At 34.7% G+C, this 21,326-nt stretch carries 18 protein-coding genes and 1 riboswitch; of the genes, 3 read left to right on the top strand and 15 right to left on the bottom strand.

Going from position 1 to position 21,326, the window contains the following annotated elements:
• Window positions 1-2 precede the first annotated feature (2 nt).
• Window positions 3-698 (bottom strand): response regulator transcription factor, encoded by a 696-nt coding sequence (locus P6733_RS14500; RefSeq protein WP_306353649.1) that lies wholly within the window; start codon window positions 696-698, stop codon window positions 3-5.
• Complete coding sequence (locus tag P6733_RS14495; RefSeq protein WP_306353648.1) at window positions 695-2,059, bottom strand: sensor histidine kinase; 1,365 nt, start codon at window positions 2,057-2,059, stop codon at window positions 695-697. The genes P6733_RS14500 and P6733_RS14495 overlap by 4 nt, the downstream gene beginning before the upstream one ends.
• A 275-nt stretch (window positions 2,060-2,334) precedes the next feature.
• On the opposite strand from P6733_RS14495, the gene P6733_RS14490 reads away from it, so the two are divergent.
• Window positions 2,335-4,728, top strand: a complete 2,394-nt coding sequence (locus tag P6733_RS14490) for an outer membrane beta-barrel family protein (RefSeq protein WP_306353647.1) — start codon at window positions 2,335-2,337, stop codon at window positions 4,726-4,728.
• 317 nt (window positions 4,729-5,045) lie between these two features.
• On the opposite strand, the gene gcvP is transcribed toward P6733_RS14490, so the two are convergent.
• A complete protein-coding gene (gene gcvP / locus P6733_RS14485) occupies window positions 5,046-7,895 on the bottom strand; it encodes an aminomethyl-transferring glycine dehydrogenase (protein ID WP_306353646.1) in 2,850 nt (949 codons plus the stop codon).
• A gap of 139 nt (window positions 7,896-8,034) precedes the next feature.
• On the opposite strand from gcvP, the gene P6733_RS14480 reads away from it, so the two are divergent.
• On the top strand, window positions 8,035-8,865 hold the full coding sequence (locus P6733_RS14480; protein ID WP_306353645.1) for a UbiA prenyltransferase family protein: 831 nt from the start codon (window positions 8,035-8,037) through the stop codon (window positions 8,863-8,865).
• 4 nt (window positions 8,866-8,869) lie between these two features.
• Here P6733_RS14480 and P6733_RS14475 read toward each other — a convergent pair whose 3' ends face one another.
• From P6733_RS14475 to thiS, 12 genes are all read right to left on the bottom strand, one after another.
• Window positions 8,870-9,244, bottom strand: a complete 375-nt coding sequence (locus P6733_RS14475; RefSeq protein ID WP_306353644.1) for a hypothetical protein — start codon at window positions 9,242-9,244, stop codon at window positions 8,870-8,872.
• 100 nt (window positions 9,245-9,344) lie between these two features.
• Window positions 9,345-11,372, bottom strand: coding sequence for a M3 family metallopeptidase (locus P6733_RS14470; protein WP_306353643.1), 2,028 nt, complete (start codon window positions 11,370-11,372; stop codon window positions 9,345-9,347).
• A 160-nt stretch (window positions 11,373-11,532) separates the two neighbouring features.
• The gene (gene purE / locus P6733_RS14465; protein ID WP_306353642.1) at window positions 11,533-12,018 is read right to left on the bottom strand and encodes a 5-(carboxyamino)imidazole ribonucleotide mutase; all 486 of its coding nucleotides are present in this window, start codon (window positions 12,016-12,018) and stop codon (window positions 11,533-11,535) included.
• 54 nt (window positions 12,019-12,072) lie between these two features.
• Window positions 12,073-13,224, bottom strand: a complete 1,152-nt coding sequence (locus P6733_RS14460; protein ID WP_306353641.1) for a 5-(carboxyamino)imidazole ribonucleotide synthase — start codon at window positions 13,222-13,224, stop codon at window positions 12,073-12,075.
• Window positions 13,225-13,282: 58 nt separating this feature from the next.
• Window positions 13,283-14,356, bottom strand: coding sequence for a HesA/MoeB/ThiF family protein (locus P6733_RS14455; RefSeq protein WP_306353640.1), 1,074 nt, complete (start codon window positions 14,354-14,356; stop codon window positions 13,283-13,285).
• Window positions 14,357-14,359: 3 nt separating this feature from the next.
• A complete protein-coding gene (gene thiH / locus P6733_RS14450) occupies window positions 14,360-15,466 on the bottom strand; it encodes a 2-iminoacetate synthase ThiH (RefSeq protein ID WP_306353639.1) in 1,107 nt (368 codons plus the stop codon).
• A 4-nt stretch (window positions 15,467-15,470) separates the two neighbouring features.
• On the bottom strand, window positions 15,471-16,244 hold the full coding sequence (locus P6733_RS14445) for a thiazole synthase (RefSeq protein ID WP_306353638.1): 774 nt from the start codon (window positions 16,242-16,244) through the stop codon (window positions 15,471-15,473).
• Window positions 16,234-16,863 carry a thiamine phosphate synthase gene (locus tag P6733_RS14440; RefSeq protein WP_306353637.1) on the bottom strand — a complete coding sequence of 210 codons (630 nt, stop codon included), beginning with the start codon at window positions 16,861-16,863 and terminating at the stop codon, window positions 16,234-16,236. The genes P6733_RS14445 and P6733_RS14440 overlap by 11 nt, the downstream gene beginning before the upstream one ends.
• Complete coding sequence (locus P6733_RS14435; protein ID WP_306353636.1) at window positions 16,860-17,615, bottom strand: hydroxymethylpyrimidine/phosphomethylpyrimidine kinase; 756 nt, start codon at window positions 17,613-17,615, stop codon at window positions 16,860-16,862. The genes P6733_RS14440 and P6733_RS14435 overlap by 4 nt, the downstream gene beginning before the upstream one ends.
• The gene (locus P6733_RS14430; protein WP_306353635.1) at window positions 17,605-18,177 is read right to left on the bottom strand and encodes a thiamine phosphate synthase; all 573 of its coding nucleotides are present in this window, start codon (window positions 18,175-18,177) and stop codon (window positions 17,605-17,607) included. Before P6733_RS14430 ends, P6733_RS14435 begins: the two co-directional genes overlap by 11 nt.
• Complete coding sequence (gene thiC / locus P6733_RS14425) at window positions 18,177-20,030, bottom strand: phosphomethylpyrimidine synthase ThiC (RefSeq protein ID WP_306353634.1); 1,854 nt, start codon at window positions 20,028-20,030, stop codon at window positions 18,177-18,179. The genes P6733_RS14430 and thiC overlap by 1 nt, the downstream gene beginning before the upstream one ends.
• A gap of 30 nt (window positions 20,031-20,060) precedes the next feature.
• On the bottom strand, window positions 20,061-20,270 hold the full coding sequence (gene thiS, locus P6733_RS14420; RefSeq protein ID WP_306353633.1) for a sulfur carrier protein ThiS: 210 nt from the start codon (window positions 20,268-20,270) through the stop codon (window positions 20,061-20,063).
• A gap of 113 nt (window positions 20,271-20,383) precedes the next feature.
• Window positions 20,384-20,476, bottom strand: a riboswitch (TPP riboswitch).
• A gap of 316 nt (window positions 20,477-20,792) precedes the next feature.
• Between thiS and hpt the strand changes: the two genes are divergently transcribed.
• Window positions 20,793-21,320: a hypoxanthine phosphoribosyltransferase gene (gene hpt, locus P6733_RS14415; protein WP_306353632.1), complete on the top strand. Its 528-nt coding sequence runs from the start codon at window positions 20,793-20,795 to the stop codon at window positions 21,318-21,320.
• The last annotated feature ends 6 nt before the right edge of the window (window positions 21,321-21,326 follow it).

Below are 21,326 nucleotides of genomic sequence, written 5' to 3'. Positions count from 1 at the left end.
TTTTAAGAGTTAATGTTGAATTCAAATCCTATTCCGCGAACACTTGGAATAGCAATGGTGGGATCTTCGTTAAAATATTTTCGCAAGCGGCTAATAAAGACATCCATACTTCTGCCAGAAAAATAATCATCATTTCCCCATACAGCCTTCAGGATATCTTCTCTTTTTAGAAGTTTGTTTTTGTTAGTATATAAATGTTGTATTAATAAAGCCTCCTTTTCTGTGATGCGATGAGTTATATTTTCATGAATCAATATGTGATTTTCAATATCAAAAGTATAGTTCCCAATTGCTATTTGTTTCTCAACGATGGTTATAGTTTCGGGAGTTATTCTTTGGGTACGTTTAATGATGTTGGAGATTCTCAAGATTAATTCTTCAACTTCAAATGGCTTTACAATATAATCGTCGGCACCAAGCTTAAGACCTCTAAGTTTATCTTCTTTTAACCCTTTGGCAGTAAGAAAAATAATTGCGGTTTCAGGATAGTCAGATATGATTTTTTCAGTAAGAGTGAAGCCATCCATATTGGGCATCATGACATCAAATACACAAATGTCAGGATTGGTTTCTGGGAAAATACGAAGAGCTTCGATTCCATCTTTTGCCCAAGTTACTTTAAAACCAGAAATTTCGAGATATTGTTTTAAAATTGAGCCATAATCAGCATCATCTTCGGCTAATAAAATATGTTTCATGATTGTGGGATTGAAATTATAAATGATGATCCATTGCCTACTTCACTTTCTACAGTGATGGTTCCTTTGTACGATTCTACAATTTGTCGAATATAAAATAAACCCAATCCAAGACCTTTGGTATTGTGAATGTTTCCTTTTTCGATTCGGTAGAATTTTTCAAAAATAGCAGTTTGCTCTTTTTTAGGAATACCTATGGCATTGTCCTTTACTGTAATGGTATAGTTGTTATTAATTGTATTCAAGTTTACCTCAATCTGATTTGCTCCATATTTTACAGCATTATCCAGGAGATTGATTAAAACAGTATTCAAGTAAAAGGGATCTACTTTTAAGGCAGTTTCCTTTTGTTCAGTATGACATTGAATTTGAATATCAGGGCGTGAGATTTTAAAATCTTCAACAAATTCAATAATTTCTTTAGAACCCACCATTTGTATTTCATTCGGCTTTAAGGGAGCATCTTCTAAAGAAACCTCAGTAACCTGACGGAATAATTTTTGCAATCGATTATTTTGACGTTCAATCAGTGCAATAGTATTGTTAAAATGTTCGGGAGATAACTCAGCATTCTTCCGTTCCAATGTTTTTACGGCAATATCCATCGTGGCTAAAGGAGTTTGAAACTCATGCGTAATGTTATTGATGAAATCCGTTTTAATATCTGCAATTTTCTTTTGTGTGATTAAATTTTTTAAGGATAAATAAAACAGTAATACTACAAAAGCCAGTAAAAGAAAAGAAAAAACAAGTAATGCGACCATTTTTTTCAAGACGATTTCTTTCCAACTAGTAATGCTATAATACCGCTCCGTTTTGATTATAAAACCGTATTTTCCAGAATTATTAAGATCGGATGGATTGTTCTTGTTATTGATATTATGCAACCATTTACCTTCAGATGATAGTATTTCATGATCACTTTTAATACCATTGTTTAAAATTAATTTTTTCCCGCGGTAGATTGTATCGACTTTCCCACTTTCATTAATTACTGTTGAAGTTACATAAATGGAATAGCCCCATTTGTAATCGTTTTCATGCTCCCTTTTTTTTAGATACTGTGCAACTAATCTAGAAAGAGAATCTGTGTCTTTTTCGATAAGTGGAACAAAATCAGCTTTAGTAACAGTATGATTTCTATAATTCTCTATGAATTTTTCATATTTAGATTCCCAGACACTTTCTAATGAACGCCAATCCTCAGTGTCTTCAAATTCTGTAAGTTGATCTTTAATTTCACTATTAACTTCTTTCTCCCTGAGTTTATAGGTATTGTAGATAAAATACCCCTGAATGGTTGTTAAGGCCACTACAGAGATAATACATCCAATAATTAAAGCTATAATTTTTATTTTCATAAGTAAGGTGTTCAAGGAAATGAAACTATTTCAGGGACAAAGCTACTCGATTCTTCAATAGAGTATTCCAAAATGAGAGGGATTAACCCTTCGTTAACCAAGTTTTATTCAGAAATGAATGCTCAATACCTTGATTTTATTGGAAAGTAGTAAGAAGTGTAAATTACGAGATTAACGGATTTAAAATGATGAAAAAAGACATTAACCCATCGTTAACCCACCATTAACCCAGATATAGAAAGGCTTTGCGGAGATTTGCTTCAAATAAAATCATTATGAAAAAATATAGTATACTATTGTTTCTGATTTCTTTTGTGAGTTTTGCGCAAAAGGTAGAGATTACAGGACAGATTAAGGAATCGAGTAAAGAAGCCGTTGGCTACGCTGATATAGCAATATTAAAAGTCTCAGACTCTTTGGTCATTAAAAACGGAATGGCAGACGAAAATGGATCTTTCAAAATAAAGGAGATTGAAATGGGTGATTATATCCTAAAAGTAAGCGCTATAGGTTTTGCCGATTATTATAAAAATATATCCCTACAGCAAAATCAAACTGTAACAGTACTACTAGAACAAACTGTAGAGCTGTTGGATCATGTTGTGGTAACCTCAAAACGACCTGTGATTCAAAGAAAAATAGATCGTTTAGAATTTAATGTAGAAAACTCAATGCTATCCTCTAATAATGCATGGGAAATCCTTACCAAAACACCAGGAGTAAATGCTAGTGGAGAAGGTTCGATTGGCATACGAGGAAGTAAAAATATCTTGATAACAATAAATGATAAGAAAGTATATTTAAGTGGAGAAGAGCTAAAACAGTTACTGGAAAATACAAGTGGGGAAGATATTAAATCGGTTGAGGTGATTACAAATCCTCCAGCAAAATATGAAGCACAAGGAAGTGCAGTATTGAATATCAAGATGAAAAAGAACAATATAAGTGGCTATAAAGGAACGGTGAATACAGCCTATGTTCAATCAATGTATCCAAAAGGAGTAATCTCTACCAGTCAATATTATAAAGGAAAAAAACTAGCGGTATCAGGAGGATATTCATTTGGTACGGGGACATATTATCGCAGCAGTGTAGATGTAGCGCAGTATTCAGATCAAAATGGACAAACAACATCGAAATGGGAAAGTATTTTGAATAGAAAGAATAAATCATTATCTCAGAACAGTTATCGTTATGCAGCAGACTATGAAATTGATAGTTTGAATACAGTATCCTTTGGAAGCAATGGATTCATAGCCCTTAATAATAAAGGAACCTATAATGTGCCAACAACAATTTACAACAACAATAATCAGATTGATTCATCCTATGTTACTCGTAACGATCGCCGTACACCCAGAAGAAATAGTTCCTACAATGCAACGTTTGAACACAAATTCAATGAGAAAGAGAAAATAACCTTAAGCTCAGATTATACAGATTATTTTAGCAATGAAATACAGGATATATCTTCTGCATTTTCTTTACCGGGAAGCGATCCTTATCGAACGATTCGTTTTGTGAGTGATAATACTCAAAAAATAAAACTTTTTTCAGGACAAGTAGACTATAGTCGAGAAGGTAATGGAACAGTGGAAGCAGGAATGAAATTTGGAAAAGTAAAAGCAAATAGTACATTAGATTACAACGATGAAAAGAATGGAGTATTAGTCGTTAATCCAGAGCGTACTAATCAATTTTCATATGACGAGTCTATCTATGCTGGATATTTCAGTTATGGTAAAGAAATTGGGAAATGGAGCTTAAAAGCAGGTTTACGAGCAGAATATACTCAGTTAGAAGGAAATTCAATGACAACTGCTGAAGTCAATGAACAAAAATATTTTAAAGTATTTCCTACGCTCTATGCAATGTATAAACCTTCGGACGATCATACTATTGGTCTTTCATACGGTAAGCGAATCAGTAGGCCACAATACAGCTGGTTAAATCCATTCAAATCCTATTACAATCTATATTCTTATTTCACAGGAGACCCTAAATTACAGCCTACTATAACGCATAATATTAATGTACTGTATACACTCAAAAATAAATACAATTTTGATTTGTATTATAGAAATGAGAAAGACCCATCGATGGAAATCTCATACCAAGATTATGCAACGAATACCGTGGTGTACCACTTTACAAATATTGATCAAAATCAGGCTTTAGGACTGGATTTCAGTACAAACCTTGAATTCTTCGCTTGGTGGGAATCAAGCATTAATGCAGAATTAAGTTTTGTTGAAGATAAATTTCAGGGAATAGATGGAGGTTTGTATAAAAATTCGAAATGGAATTTCAATGGAAACATCAACAATCGTTTAACTCTAAATAAAGCCAAAGAATTTACTGCCGAAGTGAATCTCAGCTATCGTTCACCATCTGTACAAGGAACATTTACAATTACAGGAAGGTCAAATCTGACTTTAGCTGTACGAAAAGGAATGCTGAAAGGGAAAGGCCAACTATCATTGATTGCATCAGATATTTATAAAGGAATGAGAGAAAAAGTATCAACAAATTATGCCAATCAATCCAATTATTACGATAGTTATAGTGATAATCGTAGTATTCGTTTAGGATTCAAATATGATTTAGGAAATCAGAAATTAAAGAATCAAAAAAGTAAAAATCAAACAGAGGAACAGCAAAGATTGTAATAAGGAATATTGTAAACGGATATGGATGAGCAGAACGTGAAATATAAAAGAGTGAATTACTCGTGTGATAATTTTTGTACATTTGGACCTTATATCTCATAGGAATTCCGATGAAGAACTAGAAGTATAAATTAACTAGAAATATCCATTAATTCAATCCCTCGTAAACATGGAATATATTTTAATTCTTGTTGTCATCTTTTTGTTATTCTATGCTCCTAAACTATTTAAGAAGAAGAAATAATAAAACAGAAATAATCAAAATAAAAAACCCGATGTAGAATATACATCGGGTTTTTTTATAAATAGTTGGAATCTTAGTTTTCCATGTATACTTCAATAGGAGCACAAGAGCAAATTAAATTACGATCTCCATATGCATCGTCAACACGACGTACAGAAGGCCAGAATTTATTCTCTGCAATATACTCTAAAGGATAAGCAGCGTTTTCTCTGCTGTATGGGAAATCCCATTCGTTTGCCGTAAGCATTGCTAAAGTATGTGGTGCATTTTTCAATACATTGTTTTTATCATCCTCAGAAGCATTTTTAATTTCTTTACGAATAGAAATCATAGCTTCACAGAAACGATCTAATTCTTCCACATTTTCACTTTCTGTAGGTTCAATCATTAATGTTCCTGCAACTGGGAAAGATACGGTAGGAGCATGGAAACCATAATCCATTAAACGTTTTGCAATATCAACTACTTCAATTCCATTTTGTTTGAATGAACGACAGTCAATAATCATTTCGTGAGCAGCTCTTCCTTTCTCTCCAGAATACAATACATCAAAATGACCGTTTAGTTTTTCTTTGATATAATTTGCATTTAAGATTGCATATTGAGTAGCATTTTTCAACCCATCAGCTCCTAGCATTGTAATATAACCATAAGAGATTAGACATACTAATGCAGAACCCCATGGTGCAGCAGAAATAGCAGAAATAGCAGTTTCTCCACCTGTTTTAATTACGGGATTGCTTGGTAAAAATGGAACTAAATGTGCCGCCACACAGATTGGCCCTACACCAGGTCCACCACCACCGTGAGGGATAGCAAATGTTTTGTGTAAGTTCAAGTGACATACGTCTGCTCCAATAGTAGCAGGATTTGTTAATCCTACTTGAGCATTCATATTAGCACCATCCATATAAACCTGTCCACCATTTTCGTGGATGAGTTTTGTAATCTCAATAATAGCAGACTCATATACACCGTGAGTAGATGGATAAGTTACCATTAAACAAGATAAACGATCTTTATGTAAAATTGCTTTTGCTCTTAAATCTTCAACATCAATGTTTCCATTCTCTGAAGTTTTGGTCACGATTACTTCCATACCCGCCATAACAGCAGATGCAGGATTAGTACCGTGTGCAGAAGCAGGAATTAAAGCGATATTTCTATGGTGATCACCTCTAGATTGGTGGTACGCTCTAATAACCATTAGACCTGCATACTCTCCTTGAGCACCTGAATTTGGCTGTAAAGTTGTTCCAGCAAAACCAGTAATCACATTCAACTGTTGCTCTAATCTTTTCAACATAGTTTGGTAACCTTCCGCTTGCTCAACAGGAGCAAATGGATGAATATTATTCCAGTTAGCCATACTCAATGGTAACATTTCAGCAGCAGCATTCAATTTCATTGTGCATGAACCTAATGAAATCATAGAATGATTTAAAGCTAAATCTTTACGCTCTAATTTCTTGATGTAACGCATTAAAGCCGTTTCAGAATGGTAACGGTTAAATACATCATGCTGTAAGAACGTTGTTGTTCTGTTTGTGCTTGTTGGTATATAACTTTGTGTTGCTAAAGTTTCGATTGCAGTGGCTGTTTTTCCAACAACTTCTGCAAATACAGATACAATCGCATTTAAGTCTGCAACATTAGTCGCTTCGTTCAATGAAATTGATACTGTTTCAGCATCGATATAATAGAAATTGATTTCTTTTTGTTCTGCAATAGCCTTTACTTTTGTAGCATCTGCTTTTACAAGGATAGTATCAAAGAAAGCAGTGTTTACTTGCTTAATACCTAATTTCGCAAGAGCTTCAGATACAGTTGCAGCATATTGGTGCACTTTGTCAGCAATATATTCCAATCCTTTTGGACCATGATATACAGCATACATACCTGCCATCACAGCTAATAAAACTTGCGCAGTACAGATGTTTGAAGTTGCTTTTTCACGTTTGATGTGTTGCTCACGCGTTTGAAGCGCCATACGCAAAGCACGATTACCATTAGCATCTTGAGTTACTCCAATGATTCTTCCTGGCATACTTCTTTTGTACTCTTCTTTTGTAGCAAAATAAGCAGCATGAGGACCACCATAACCCATTGGAATACCAAAACGTTGTGTTGTTCCTACAACTACATCAGCACCCATATCTCCAGGAGCTGTTAATTTTACTAAACTTAAAATGTCCGCAGCAACAGCAATTTTAATGTCTTTAGATTTTGCCGTATTGATGAAACCAGCATAATCATAGATTTGACCATGTTTACCAGGGTACTGTAAAATAGCACCGAAGAAATCTGAAGAGAAATCAAATGTTTCGTGGTTACCAACTACTAATTCCACTCCAATTGGTGTAGAACGAGTTTGTAATACAGACAAAGTTTGTGGTAATATTTCTTCAGAAACAAAGAATTTATTGACGTTGTTTTTCTTTTGATCACGGTTACGTACATCAAACAATAAAGCCATAGCCTCAGCAGCAGCCGTTCCTTCATCAAGAAGAGATGCATTTGCGATTTCCATCCCAGTCAATTCAATAACGGTAGTTTGGAAATTCAATAATGCTTCAAGACGACCTTGAGCAATTTCAGCTTGGTATGGAGTATAGGCAGTGTACCATCCTGGGTTTTCAAAGATGTTTCTTTGGATTGCCGCTGGAACAACAGCAGGGTGATATCCTAAGCCAATGTATGATTTGAATACTTTATTTTTATTCCCTAATTGCTGGATGTGATTTAAATAATCAAATTCAGATAAAGCAGGATCTAAGTTTAATGGAGCTTTTAAACGAATATCGTCCGGAAGCGTTTCATAAATGAGTTGTTCTATTGAATCTGCACCAATAGTTTTCAACATGTGTTGAAGGTCGTTTTCTCTTGGACCTATATGTCTTAAAGCAAAAGAATCTGTTCTCATGAAAGATTAAATAAGTTGTGTATGTTAAGCAGGCAAAAATAAATATTAATCCGATAAATAAATCCTTTTTTAACATCGATTTTTGGGATTTTTTCAACTAAAGTATAATGTTGTTAACAGTTTGATTATTTTTGTCCATATGCAGTATCTGAAAAAGGTTTTCGATTTTTATATACAAAGTAGTATTCACGTAGCCGTAGCGGTATATGCTTTGGTACGAATGACTTATCATATGTTTTTAATTCCTCAGGATTTATACATGGAAGGTTTCGCTTTTTTTGGAACAATCTTCGGATATAATTTTGTGAAGTATGAAAGCTTATTCCGATTGAAGAAAGTAATTCGGAAACAACTACAAGCTATTTTAGCACTGAGTATTCTCTCTTTATTGTTGTCAACCTATTGTTTTTTTAAATTACAATGGGACACACAATGGGTTGCTGTTGTCTTTTTTGGATTAACATTTCTATATACAGTTCCAGTTTTTAGTAATAAACAGAATATCCGAAACTGGAAAGGAGTAAAAATTTATATTGTTGCATTCTGTTGGGCAGGAGTAACAACCTTATTGCCCTTGGTTAATTCTGAAACCGCCATCACAACCGATTTTTTTCTGAAATTTGGACAACGTTTCCTGTTGGTCATTATTCTAATACTCGTTTTTGAAATTATTGATTCAAAAAATGATGATCCTTCACTCATGACAGTTCCTCAAAAAATAGGGGTACACAATACTAAAATATTAGGTGTTTTATTACTGATTCCATTTTTCTTTTTGGAATTTCTAAGAATTCATATTGATCAAGATCAGCTATGGATTAATCTAATTTTGGTAGTGGTTACAGCACTTTTTACACTTTGTGCTACACCAGATCGATCCAAGTATTATACTTCCTTTTGGGTTGAAAGTATTCCGATTTTTTGGTTGGGAATGGTCGTTTTTATTGAACCCATAAAGAACCTTTTCTAAATTTTTATTCAGCAGAATTAATATTAATTTCTGTCTGTTTTTCCTCAATTTCCTTTTGAACTTCTTGGAATAAAATAAAAGAAAAATAGACCGCTAGAATAACGGGTGTAACGTACCAGATGTATAATATTTCCTTAATTTCAATAAAATAATAAGCAGAAACAAAATAGAGTACGGTTGTACCCAAATAAATCTGGAGTTGTTTGTTAGACGGCTGTTTAATAAATAATAGAATGCCAACAAAAACTTGATAAGCACCCGTTAGAGCAGTCAATAATAAAGCCCAAATGATAGTGCCATCATATACTAATGAAGATGCTGCAAGAAGAATAGGCAGTCCAATGACAAAATAATTAGTCAGGTTTAAAATACGCAGCATAGTACTCTTCATTTATTGTAAATATAGTGGATTTACTGAAAGAACTTTAATAAAAAAAGCCGAAGAATTATCCTTCGGCTTTTTTATGATTGTTATAAATTTATAGTAACCCCGCTCTTTTGAGTAAAGCTTCTGGTTTCGGTTCTTGACCTCTAAAGCGTTTGTATAATACCATTGGAGCTTCAGTTCCTCCTTTAGACAATACATTATCTTTGAACTTGGTTGCAATTTCGGTATTAAAAATCCCATTCTCCTGAAAATAGTCAAAAGCATCAGCATCCAGAACTTCCGCCCATTTATAGCTGTAATACCCTGAAGAATAGCCACCTTGAAATATATGAGAGAAAGCTGTACTCATGGCATTTTCTTTTACATCAGGGAATAACTGTGTAGAAGCAAACTGCTCTGTTTCAAATTGTTTAATATCTGTAATAGTAGACGGATCTTGACCATGCCATCCCATATCTAATAAACCAAAACTTAATTGTCTCATCGTTGCCATTCCTTCTAGGAAACTAGCCGACTCTTTAATTTTGTTGACATACTCGATTGGGATAATTTCTCCTGTTTGATAATGATGTGCAAATAAAGCCAAAGCTTCTGGCTCGTAACACCAGTTTTCCATAATCTGACTTGGCAATTCTACAAAATCCCAATATACACTAGTTCCCGATAAAGAAGGGTAATTAGTATTTGCTAACATACCGTGTAAGGCATGTCCAAATTCATGAAATAACGTAGTGACTTCATTGAACGTTAATAAAGAGGGTTTTGTACCCGTAGGTTTTGTGAAATTACATACAATAGAAATATGAGGTCTTTCATTGATTCCGTTTTCAATAAATTGAGATTTGAATGAGGTCATCCAAGCTCCATTACGTTTTCCTTTTCTTGGGAAAAAATCCGCATAGAAAATAGCCACTAGATTGGCGGAGTTGTCACGTACCTCATACGTTTTAACATCCTCGTGATATTTATCAATGTCAAAAACTTCTACAAAATTCAGATTATATAATTTATGAGCTACAGTAAAAGCACCCGCTAATACTTTTTCTAATTGAAAATAAGGTTTCAATTTCTCATCATCCAGATTGAATAATTTTTGTTTTAATTTCTCGGAATAATAAGCACTATCCCATTTTTGAACAACGTCAATACCGTCTAATTCTTTAGCAAACTCTGATAATTCTTTGTATTCTCTTTCCGCAGCAGGTTTTGCCTTGGCTAAAAAATCTTGTAAAAAAGTCTTTACTGTTTCAGGATTTTCTGCCATACGCTCTTCCAAAACAAAATGAGCATGCGTAGCATATCCAAGTATATTGGCTCTTTGGTGGCGTAACTGAGCAATTTTGATTACAATTTCTTGATTGTCCAATTCGTTATTTTGAAACCCTTTAGCACCAAAGGCAATGGCCATTTTTTTACGAAGTTCACGGTTGTCAGCATACGTAACAAAAGGAACATAACTTGGGTAATCTAAGGTGAAAATCCAACCCTCTTTATTATGCGTTGAAGCTAATTCACGGGCGGCTTCAATTGTTCCTTCTGGTAAACCAGATAAATCTTTTTCATCCGTAATATGTAATTCAAAAGCATGAGTTTCTGCCAAAACATTTTCACCAAAAGCTAAACTTTGCTTTGATAATTCCTTGTCAATTTGACGTAATTCATTTTTCTTGTTTTCTGAAAGATTAGCACCATTACGAGAGAAGTTTTTATAATTCTTATCTAATAATGTAATCTGTTCAGGCGTTAGATTCAAACTTTCTTTCTGATCATATATAGCCTTTACTTTTGCAAAAAGGCCTTCGTTTAAGCGAACATCATTTCCAAACTCTGAAAGTAGCGGAGAAACATCTACGGCTATTTTTTGAATTTCATCATTCGTTTCTGCTGAATGTAAATTGAAGAAAATACTCGAAACGCGGTCTAAGGTAGCACCACTATATGCTAAGGCCTCAATGGTATTCTCGAAAGTAGGTGTTTCAGGGTTATTTACAATAGTATCAATTTCTTTCTGAGCCAATTTAATAGACTCTTGAAAAGCAGGAAAAAAATCGTCTGTTTTTAGTAATGAGAAAGGAGCTGTATCGTGTTTAGTATTGAATTTTTCTATTAAATATTCCATCATATTGCTTTTAATCGATTAAATGTGTACTTTCGTCGGGATTTTGGTATTAAACAAGCGTTTAATGACAAAAGTGACTTTGCCCCCAAATTTACCTATTTTTATACGATAAATTTTATAATTTATTGTCAAAAGAAAAAAGCTCCGATTGGAGCTTTTTTTATGAATTTAGTTTTTGAGATGCCGCAATAACAGCTTCTTTCAAACGTTCTTTATACGCTATAATTTGATCCAGTACTTGTGGATTATGACTACCGATAATCTGAGCAGCCAGTATTCCTGCATTCTTAGCACCATTCAGTGCAACCGTTGCTACAGGTACTCCGCCTGGCATTTGAAGAATAGACAATACACTATCCCAACCATCAATAGAATTACTGGATTTTACAGGAACGCCAATTACAGGTAATGGAGACATAGAAGCTACCATTCCAGGTAAATGTGCTGCTCCACCAGCTCCTGCAATAATTACAGAAATACCACGAATGTGAGCATTTTTGCTATAATCAAACAATTTTTCGGGTGTGCGGTGTGCCGATACAATATCCACTTCAATATCGATATTGAATTCCTTTAATATGTCGATGGCTTCTTGCATAACAGGCATATCGGAGATACTACCCATTATAATTCCTACTTTACTCATATGCTATTTTGTATCGTTTGTTTCAAAGATAAAATTTATAATTCAGAATTGAGATTAAGCAATGACACGAATTGTGTTTTTGACTTTTTCTGCAATTTTTCGAGCTTCAGCAATATCCTCATTGACAATTGTAACATGTCCCATTTTTCGGAAAGGACGCGTTTCTTTTTTACCATAAATATGAGGAGTAACACCATCCCAACTTAATATGGTTTCGATGTTTTCATAAATTACATTACCAGAGAAATTTTCTGCACCAACAAGATTGACCATAATTCCTGCAACTTTACTATCGGTATTACCCAATGGTAAGTCTAATATTGCACGGATATGTTGCTCAAATTGTGAAGTATAACTAGCTTCAATGCTATAATGACCACTATTATGAGGGCGAGGAGCTACTTCATTAATTAGAATCTCGTCATCATGCGTTTGAAACATTTCAACAGCCAATAGTCCTACATGATTGAATTTTTCGGAAACATTTAAAGCAATTGCTCTCGCTTTTTCTGCAATTTTGGTATCGATTCTAGCAGGACAAATTACATATTCTACCTGATTAGCAGTTGGATGAAATTCCATTTCTACTACAGGATACGTTTTGATTTGTCCAGAAGGATTACGGGTGACAATTACAGCCAATTCATTTTTGAAAGGAATCATACTTTCTGCAATACATTCCACGGAAGGTAGTCCTTCAAAATCATGTGTAGATCGGATGACTTTTACCCCATTTCCATCATAACCAAACTGCGTGCTTTTCCAAACAAAAGGAAAGTCAATTTGTTTGTTTTCAACAGCGCTTTTTAATGCTTCAAGAGTATTAAATCGAGTATAAGAAGCTGTAGGAATATTATGCTCAGCATAAAAATCTTTTTGAGTACCCTTATTCTGAATTAGTTTTAATGTTTTTGGAGAAGGATATACTTTAATACCTTCTAACTCCAGCTGTTCCAAGGCTTCTATATTGACATGCTCAATTTCAAAAGTTAGGACATCTACCTGTTTACCAAATCGATAAACCGTATCGTAATCCATTAAATCACCTTGAAAAAATTGATTGCAGGCGATTTTTGAAGGAGCCTCATCACTAGGATCCAAAACATACGTTTGAATATCAAATTTTCGGGTTTCTGTAAGTAGCATTTTTCCCAGTTGGCCACCACCTAAAATCCCTAATTTAAATTCAGAAGAGAAATAATTCATTGTGTTGTTGTTTGTTGTCTGGGTGCAAAAATAATTATTTAAGCCATAAGAATCTTTATTAAGCGTTAGTTTTTAATAATCTTGTTAATCCACCTTGAAGACTATAGCATTTTATAGCCTTATTTTTAGTTATAAAAAAATGAAGAGCAAGTGTACTTCGAACCCCACTTTGACAGTAAAAAACGATTGGAAGATGAGTCGGAATTTGATTCCAATCGGCCTCTAGTGTACTCAAAGGGAAATGTAAACTATCAATTGCAGACTCTAGTCGTTCTTCGGGAGTACGTACATCAACAACAGTTATGGTAGCGGGATTAAGCTGTGTAAAATCAACTATAGAAATCTCATGATCAATGGATGATGTACTACAGAGTTCCTGAAAAGTATCGGATTCATGAGGTAGTCCATTGGTAGTCTTTTGAAAGTTCAAAATATAATTCTGTAGTGTTAAGCAGTTGATTACAAATAATTTTCCGCTTAGGACGGTTCCAATTTCGCAAACTATCTTTATAACTTCATTAGCCTGTATACTCCCAATAATTCCGGGAAGTACTCCCAGTACACCGATTTCGGCGCAAGATGGAGACAAATGAATAGGAGGTGGAGAGGGGAAAAGACAACGATAGCTAGGACCATTCTTGTAATTGAATACCGTAACCTGTCCTTCGAATTTAAAAATAGAACCAAAAACCACAGACTTGTTACAATGAATAGCCGTATCATTAATTAAATAACGCGTGGCAAAATTATCACTGCCATCTACAATGATATCATAGTGTGCAAAAATAGAAGTAGCATTTTGAGAGGTTAAGGCATAATCATAAGCCGTAATCGTGAGGTAAGGATTCTTTTTTAAAAGTACATTGCGAGCAATAATGGCTTTATTTTTTCCAATATCTTCAAAAGAATATAATAATTGACGATGTAAGTTTGAAACATCAATAGTATCATGGTCAACGATTCCAATATTTCCAATACCAGCACCTACTAAATAGGGAAGTGTGCTACAACCGAGACCACCTGCACCAATAACTAATACGCGTGCATTTTTTAATTTAAGTTGACCTATTTCTCCTATTTCAGGTAAAATAAGTTGGCGATCATATAATTTTTCTTCTTGTGTCGTGAGCATAATTTAATAATTTTTATCCCAATTTTTCCATACAACTTCATAGCCCTGATCTTGAATCATTCTTGCAATTTCAGGAGTAGGACGATCATCAGAAATTTCAAATTGTTCTAACGATTGAGGATCTACAACATAACCACCTGGATTTGTTTTAGATTCGGCACTGATAGAAGTAATTCCTAAGGGAATAATATGATTTCTAAAATTGATATTTTCACGGGTGGATAATGATAATTCCACATTCTCGTCTAATAAACGAAAGGCGCAGATTACCTGAGTTAAATCAGTATCGGTCATGATTACCTTCGGTTCCAATCCTCCAGAATGAGGTCGAAGTCTAGGAAAGGAAATAGAATAAATGGTACGCCAATATTGCTTCTTGAGGTACTGTAGATGCAATGCTGTGAAAAAACTATCTACCCGCCAGTCTTCCAATCCGTATAATGTACCCAGTCCCATTTTATGAATGTTGGCTTTTCCAAGCCGATCAGGCGTATTAATTCGGTATTCGAAATTTGATTTTTTTCCTTTGGGATGATGGATTTTATAACATTCTTCATGATACGTTTCCTGATAAACTAATACAGCGTATAGACCTTCTGCAATGAGTGTTTCATATTCATCAGTTTCTAATGGTTGAACCTCAATACTGATATTTGAAAAATGAGGACGAATGAGTTGGATTGCATTTTTTAAGTACGGTACACCAACCGTTTTATTGGCTTCACCCGTAACAAGTAAAATATGATCAAATCCTCTACTTTTCAGATGTAGTGCTTCCTGTAAAATTTCATCATCGGTTAAAGTGCGTCTCGGTATTTTATTGGTTAAGCTAAAGCCACAATAGGTACAGATATTTTGACACTCATTGGACAGATACAAAGGAGCATACATTTGCATTGTTTTGCCAAATCGGCGCTGTGTAATCTGATTACTCTGTTGCGCCATTTGTTCTAAAAAAGGTAAAGCAGCAGGCGAAATTAATGCTTTAAAATCTTCTAAATTTCGCTTGGGATTTTGCAAAGCAGATAGAACATCTTCAGTCTTTTTCTGATAGATTTCATCTAAAAGAGAATCCCATGAAAAGTTTTTAAATTGGCTATAAAAATCCATAATATCAGTTTTTTAAAAAAGAAGTAAGCGGACTACTAGCCTGTGCCTGTTGCTGAATTGGAGCTAGTTTGGCATTAAAGGCCATTCGGCCAGCCTGAACAGCTAATTTAAAAGCAACGGCCATTGCAACAGGATCATTGGAAATTGCAATAGCGGTATTAACCAATACTGCCGAAGCACCCATCTCCATAGCTTCTGCTGCCTGTGAGGGTGTTCCTAAACCTGCATCAATAATAACTGGAACAGTACTTTGTTCTAGAATGATTTCCAGGAAATCTTTAGTTTTTAATCCTTTATTACTACCAATTGGAGCCCCTAAGGGCATCACACACTGTACACCTACTTCTTCTAACCGTTTACACAATACTGGATCGGCATGGATATAAGGCATTACAATAAATCCTTGCTTGATTAATTCTTCTGCAGCAATAAGTGTTTCGATAGGATCCGGTAATAAATAGCGAGGATCGGGGTGAATTTCCAGTTTAATCCAATTGGTTTTTAAAGCCTCACGAGCAATTTGTGCTGCAAAAATTGCTTCTTTAGCATTGCGGACGCCAGACGTATTAGGAAGAAGATTAATATGAGAATGCTGTAATGAAGTATATAATGCATCTTCTTGATTTTGAATGTCGACTCTTTTAAGAGCAACAGTAACTAATTCACTCTCGGAATTCAAAATAGCTTCTTCCATTAGAGTATTAGAGCTGAATTTCCCTGTTCCAACGAATAATCGGGAATGAAATTCTTTTTCGGCAAGGATTAAATTATCGTTCATTGAAAATGTGATTGATGTAGTTTATAATTAAAGCAGGCTCTTTCGCGTGGGTGAGTAATCCAGAGAGCGCAATACCCGAAATGGCTGTTTCGGCGAGTAATGGAATGTCATCGAATTGTATTCCTCCAATAGCGACAATTGGAACCGTAATTTTAGCTTCGATTACTTTTCTAGAAATACTTTCGTATCCAGATAAATGGAGTAATGGGCTAAGGTTCTTTTTAGTGGTTGTTGATCTAAACGGCCCTAAACCAATATAATCTACTCGAGCAGCATTGAGTTCTTCAATATCTTCAAATGTATTGGCTGTCCCGCCAATAATGAAAGTGTCACCCAATAGTTTTCGAGCTTCTAAAGGAGACATATCTGTTTTTCCAATATGAACACCATCAGTCTGAATCTCTTTTGCAATAGTAACATAATCATTGATAATGAAAATTGCCTGATGAGTTTTACAAATTTTTTGGGCCTTAAGTGCTGTCTCTAAAACAATATCATCTGAATAATCTTTTAATCGTAATTGGATACAAGTGCCACCTGCTCTACAAATGGTTTCAATATTTTGTAAATGATCTTCCGGAGTAGAACCCTGTGAAATATAATGAGTGTATTGTTTCATGATGTATGATAACCTAATAAATGATTCGTAGATTCTAAAAAAGTAAAGGTGTATTCTTTTGCCATTTTACAGGCTTCTTCTAAGGGATTACCTAAGGCAAGAAAAGCAGCGATGGAAGAAGAAAGCACACAGCCACTGCCATGCTTTTCAAAGGAACTGATTGCTGTAGAGGGATATTCAATAATGTTTCCCTGATGTTGATATAGGAAATCTGTCCCTTTATGGATAGGATGGTGCCCACCTTTGAGAAGTATAGAACAATGTTGTTGAAGCAACTGGATTTTTTTAGCAGTGCTATTCCCTCTTGTTAACTGTTGTATTTCAGGATAGTTGGGGGTGATTAAATAACAATTACGAATTATACTTTCAAAACTAGACAAAGAGGTTTGATTTTGAAATGTATAATCGGTACTCGATTTCAGAATAGGATCCCAAATGATTTTGGTCGTACTATTTTTAGTCATTAAATAATTGATGATTTGATTTAATACTTCCCAGTTTTCAACGATCCCTATTTTAACAACAGGTATAGTAAATCGACTAAACAATATATCAAGTTGATCAAAGATTAATGCAGGAGTAGTCCATTGGCATTTTTCAAATGAAATATCATTTTGTACTGTTATCGCTGTACACACCGATAAGCCATAGGTGGATAGATTTTCGAACGTTTTTATATCGGCTAATAAACCGGCACCTGCCGAAGGATCTAAGCCGGCAATCGATAAAATATAAGGTCTACTATGCTCCATTTTTTATTTTTTTAAAAGCTTCAACAGGATTTTCATTCCTCCAGATGTAGCCGAGTAAGGCAGCTCTATCAAAGCCAAGGGATGTCAATTGTTTACTATTCTGTATGTCAATTCCTCCTAAAGCAACTATGGGAAAAATCGTTGCTAAAGACGAAATATTGAAATTTTGCCCAGTATATCCCAGTTTACTAATGCTATTAAAGATGGGGCTCAGAAATGCATAATCTATCGGGAGGTCTTGGGCTTCTATAATTTCGTTTACAGAATGGAAGGAAGTACTAATTATAAAAGAAGGTTTTTTTTCTTTTATAATAAAATCATGTTGTGCAGCAGGAAAATGAAGCCCTCTTAAATCAAATTGATTTTGCAATTGATGATGACTGTGTATCATTAATTGTCTGTGAAACTGAGAGTCAATTTTTGAAATAAACGTTGCATAAGATGATTGAGAAAGATGAGGTTTACGAATGTGTAAAACCGACAATCCTTCTTCAAACAATCGATGGATGATTGAAATTTCATTTTCTATTTCCTGCTCGCTAGTCATGATCAAATAGTTCATTATAGATAGATTTTGCTTCCTTTTTCCGTAAATTCTTTGGATTTATTTTGCAATCCTTCTACAATCTCTTTTTGTTCTTCCAGTTTAGAAAAGTCACGAATTTCCTGTGAAATTTTCATGGAACAGAATTTAGGACCACACATCGAACAGAAGTGTGCTATTTTAGCTCCTTCTGCAGGTAATGTTTCATCATGAAATTCTCGGGCAGTATCAGGATCTAGGGATAAGTTGAACTGATCTTCCCATCGGAATTCAAATCGAGCTTTACTCAAGGCATCATCTCTATATTGTGATCCAGGATGACCTTTAGCTAAATCGGCTGCATGCGCTGCAATTTTGTAGGTGATAACACCAGTCTTTACATCGTTTCTGTTGGGTAAGCCCAAATGTTCTTTTGGCGTTACATAACAAAGCATTGCAGTTCCATACCAGCCAATCATTGCGGCGCCAATTCCAGAAGTAATATGATCATAGCCGGGCGCGATGTCGGTAGTCAATGGACCTAGCGTATAGAAAGGAGCTTCGCCACATTCTTCCAATTGCTTGTCCATATTTTCTTTAATCATATGCATTGGGATGTGACCTGGTCCTTCAATTATTGTTTGCACATCATGTTTCCAAGCGATTTTGGTTAATTCGCCTAACGTGGTCAATTCTGCAAATTGCGCTTCATCATTGGCATCAGCTAAACTTCCCGGACGTAAACCATCCCCTAAGGAAAAAGCAACATCGTAAGCTTTCATGATTTCACAAATCTCTTCGAAATGAGTGTATAAGAAACTTTCTTTATGATGAGCAAGACACCATTTTGCCATGATTGAACCACCACGAGATACAATTCCTGTGACCCTTTTGGCAGTCATAGGAATATAACGTAGCAAAACACCAGCGTGAATAGTAAAATAATCGACCCCTTGTTCGGCTTGTTCTATAAGGGTATCTCGGAATATTTCCCATGTTAAATCCTCTGCAACTCCATTAACTTTCTCTAAGGCTTGGTAAATAGGAACAGTACCAATAGGCACCGGTGAATTTCTTAAAATCCATTCGCGGGTTTCATGAATGTTTTTCCCCGTAGATAAATCCATTATGGTATCTGCTCCCCATCGGCAAGCCCATACCGATTTTTCAACTTCTTCCTCAATGCTAGAAGTGACTGCGGAATTTCCAATGTTAGCATTGATTTTTACTAAAAAATTTCGCCCAATAATCATGGGTTCACTTTCAGGATGGTTAATGTTATTTGGGATAACAGCTCGACCTCGAGCTACTTCATCACGAACAAATTCAGGTGTAATTACTTTTGGAATACTAGCGCCCCAACTATCTCCTTTATGTTGTTTGCTGATGGCTTGAATTTCATGTAATTTCTGATTTTCCCGGATTGCAATAAACTCCATTTCGGCGGTAATGATTCCCTTTTTAGCATAATGCATTTGAGAAACGTTTTGACCTTTTTTAGCTTTAAGCGGTTTTCTTAAATGTTGGAATCGTAAAACATCGAGTTTAGTGTTGTTCAATCGCTCATTGCTGTATTCCGATGAGAAAGCTGTAAGTTGTTCTACATCATTACGGTTGATAATCCATTGGGATCGGATGGGTTCAATACCACGTGTAACATCAATGTCAATTTTTGGATCGGTAAAAGGACCGCTAGTATCATAAACAGTTACATCAGGATTTGGTTCGAGTATACCGAGGAATGTATTTCGAGTATCCTGTAATGCGATTTTACGCATAGGAACACGAATGTCTGGGAATAACTGACCGGGAACATAAATCTTTTCCGAACTAGGAAAAGGAGTTCTACTAATAGTTGGAACTTCGGTAGTTTTGTTTTTTGGATTGCTCATAAATAAGATTCGTTAGTTGTTAGAGTTGCATTAACCGCCTTGCGTTGCTTGAATGATGAGAATCTCTTGATTTGACAAAAGGGTATGGGAGGACCATTGCTTGTCTGGAATAATCTGTTGATTAATAGCAATAGCAATACCTTTTGGAGTAATTCCAAGCTTTTGTAATAAATCGTAAATGGTGGAGTTTGAATCAATGTCTAAGACATCGTTGTTAACCTGTACCTTGATTTTCTTCATCTTTCTTTAATTTTAAATAGATAAAAAAACCATAGGAGTGCATAAAGTGTATGCACGGATAACAAAATAAATACATAGAATAAACGGCATGAAAATGCAGTTCATTTATGTAGGTAAGTATCCAATCTTTTCCCTTCGCTGGTATTATCCAGATCAGGTTCAAAGGGTATTATCTCAGCTTTTATCAAGCACCCCTAAAGTTTATGTCGCAAATATAATGTATTTCTTGAAGTAGAATACTTTTTTAACGAATCTGTTTTTCTGATTATTTTTTCTTTTTAAGAACAAAAAATAAGGTAACATTCTCATTAACAAGTTTAATGAATTTTTAATTCGTAATAAATGTAAATTGATTGAAATAAGTGTTTTTTAACATAAAAATATTGTATTGCTTTGATTTTTTTATTTTTTTAGAGGGAAAATATATTCTTTAGGATTATTATGAAGCGAATATCTCAATGATGCATGCCAACTTCTCAATTCTAATTCAGTATATTTGCCAAAATTTAAATAAATAATCAGGTGATTCAGATTCACGATAAACAATTCGTTCCGTTTATCGCTGCGACAGAAATTGATGCAGCAATAGCGAGAATGGCACAACAAGTGGCTGAAAATATGGGTGATGAAACCCCTATTTTTGTAGGCGTTTTAAACGGTGCTTTTATGGTAGTTTCAGATTTTATGAAACATTACCCAAAACCATGTGAAGTAAGTTTTATAAAACTAGCTTCTTACGAAGGTACTTCTACAACACACGAAGTGAAACAACTAATCGGATTAAATCAGGATTTAACAGGTCGTACCGTTGTAATTATTGAAGACATTGTAGATACAGGAACTACTTTGGTAGAGTTAAAACAAATGTTTGAGCAACAAAAGGTAAAAGAGCTGAAAATTGCAACTTTATTCTTTAAACCAGAAGCATATAAAAAAGATATAAAAATAGATTATATTGGTATTGAAATCCCAAATAAATTCATCGTGGGCTACGGTCTAGACTATGATGGGCTAGGGAGAAATTTACCAGAAATTTACCAATTAAAATAAACCACT

The sequence above is a fragment of the Flavobacterium aerium genome (assembly GCF_030766725.1).
GTDB lineage: Bacteria > Bacteroidota > Bacteroidia > Flavobacteriales > Flavobacteriaceae > Flavobacterium > Flavobacterium aerium.
This window is presented reverse-complemented; position numbering and strand designations above follow the sequence as displayed.

Bases quoted from the DNA above. Each gene is read 5' to 3' on its own strand.
- P6733_RS14490 (WP_306353647.1), top strand. From the start codon at position 2,335: ATGAAAAAATATAGTATACTATTGTTTCTGATTTCTTTTGTGAGTTTT.
- P6733_RS14480 (WP_306353645.1), top strand. From the start codon at position 8,035: ATGCAGTATCTGAAAAAGGTTTTCGATTTTTATATACAAAGTAGTATT.
- purE (WP_306353642.1), bottom strand. From the start codon at position 12,018: ATGAGTAAAGTAGGAATTATAATGGGTAGTATCTCCGATATGCCTGTT.
- P6733_RS14500 (WP_306353649.1), bottom strand. From the start codon at position 698: ATGAAACATATTTTATTAGCCGAAGATGATGCTGATTATGGCTCAATT.
- P6733_RS14460 (WP_306353641.1), bottom strand. From the start codon at position 13,224: ATGAATTATTTCTCTTCTGAATTTAAATTAGGGATTTTAGGTGGTGGC.
- P6733_RS14440 (WP_306353637.1), bottom strand. From the start codon at position 16,863: ATGAAACAATACACTCATTATATTTCACAGGGTTCTACTCCGGAAGAT.
- gcvP (WP_306353646.1), bottom strand. From the start codon at position 7,895: ATGAGAACAGATTCTTTTGCTTTAAGACATATAGGTCCAAGAGAAAAC.
- thiH (WP_306353639.1), bottom strand. From the start codon at position 15,466: ATGGATTTTTATAGCCAATTTAAAAACTTTTCATGGGATTCTCTTTTA.
- P6733_RS14435 (WP_306353636.1), bottom strand. From the start codon at position 17,615: ATGGAGCATAGTAGACCTTATATTTTATCGATTGCCGGCTTAGATCCT.
- thiS (WP_306353633.1), bottom strand. From the start codon at position 20,270: ATGAAGAAAATCAAGGTACAGGTTAACAACGATGTCTTAGACATTGAT.
- P6733_RS14455 (WP_306353640.1), bottom strand. From the start codon at position 14,356: ATGCTCACGACACAAGAAGAAAAATTATATGATCGCCAACTTATTTTA.
- P6733_RS14470 (WP_306353643.1), bottom strand. From the start codon at position 11,372: ATGGAATATTTAATAGAAAAATTCAATACTAAACACGATACAGCTCCT.
- P6733_RS14445 (WP_306353638.1), bottom strand. From the start codon at position 16,244: ATGAACGATAATTTAATCCTTGCCGAAAAAGAATTTCATTCCCGATTA.
- P6733_RS14430 (WP_306353635.1), bottom strand. From the start codon at position 18,177: ATGAACTATTTGATCATGACTAGCGAGCAGGAAATAGAAAATGAAATT.
- P6733_RS14495 (WP_306353648.1), bottom strand. From the start codon at position 2,059: ATGAAAATAAAAATTATAGCTTTAATTATTGGATGTATTATCTCTGTA.
- thiC (WP_306353634.1), bottom strand. From the start codon at position 20,030: ATGAGCAATCCAAAAAACAAAACTACCGAAGTTCCAACTATTAGTAGA.
- P6733_RS14475 (WP_306353644.1), bottom strand. From the start codon at position 9,244: ATGCTGCGTATTTTAAACCTGACTAATTATTTTGTCATTGGACTGCCT.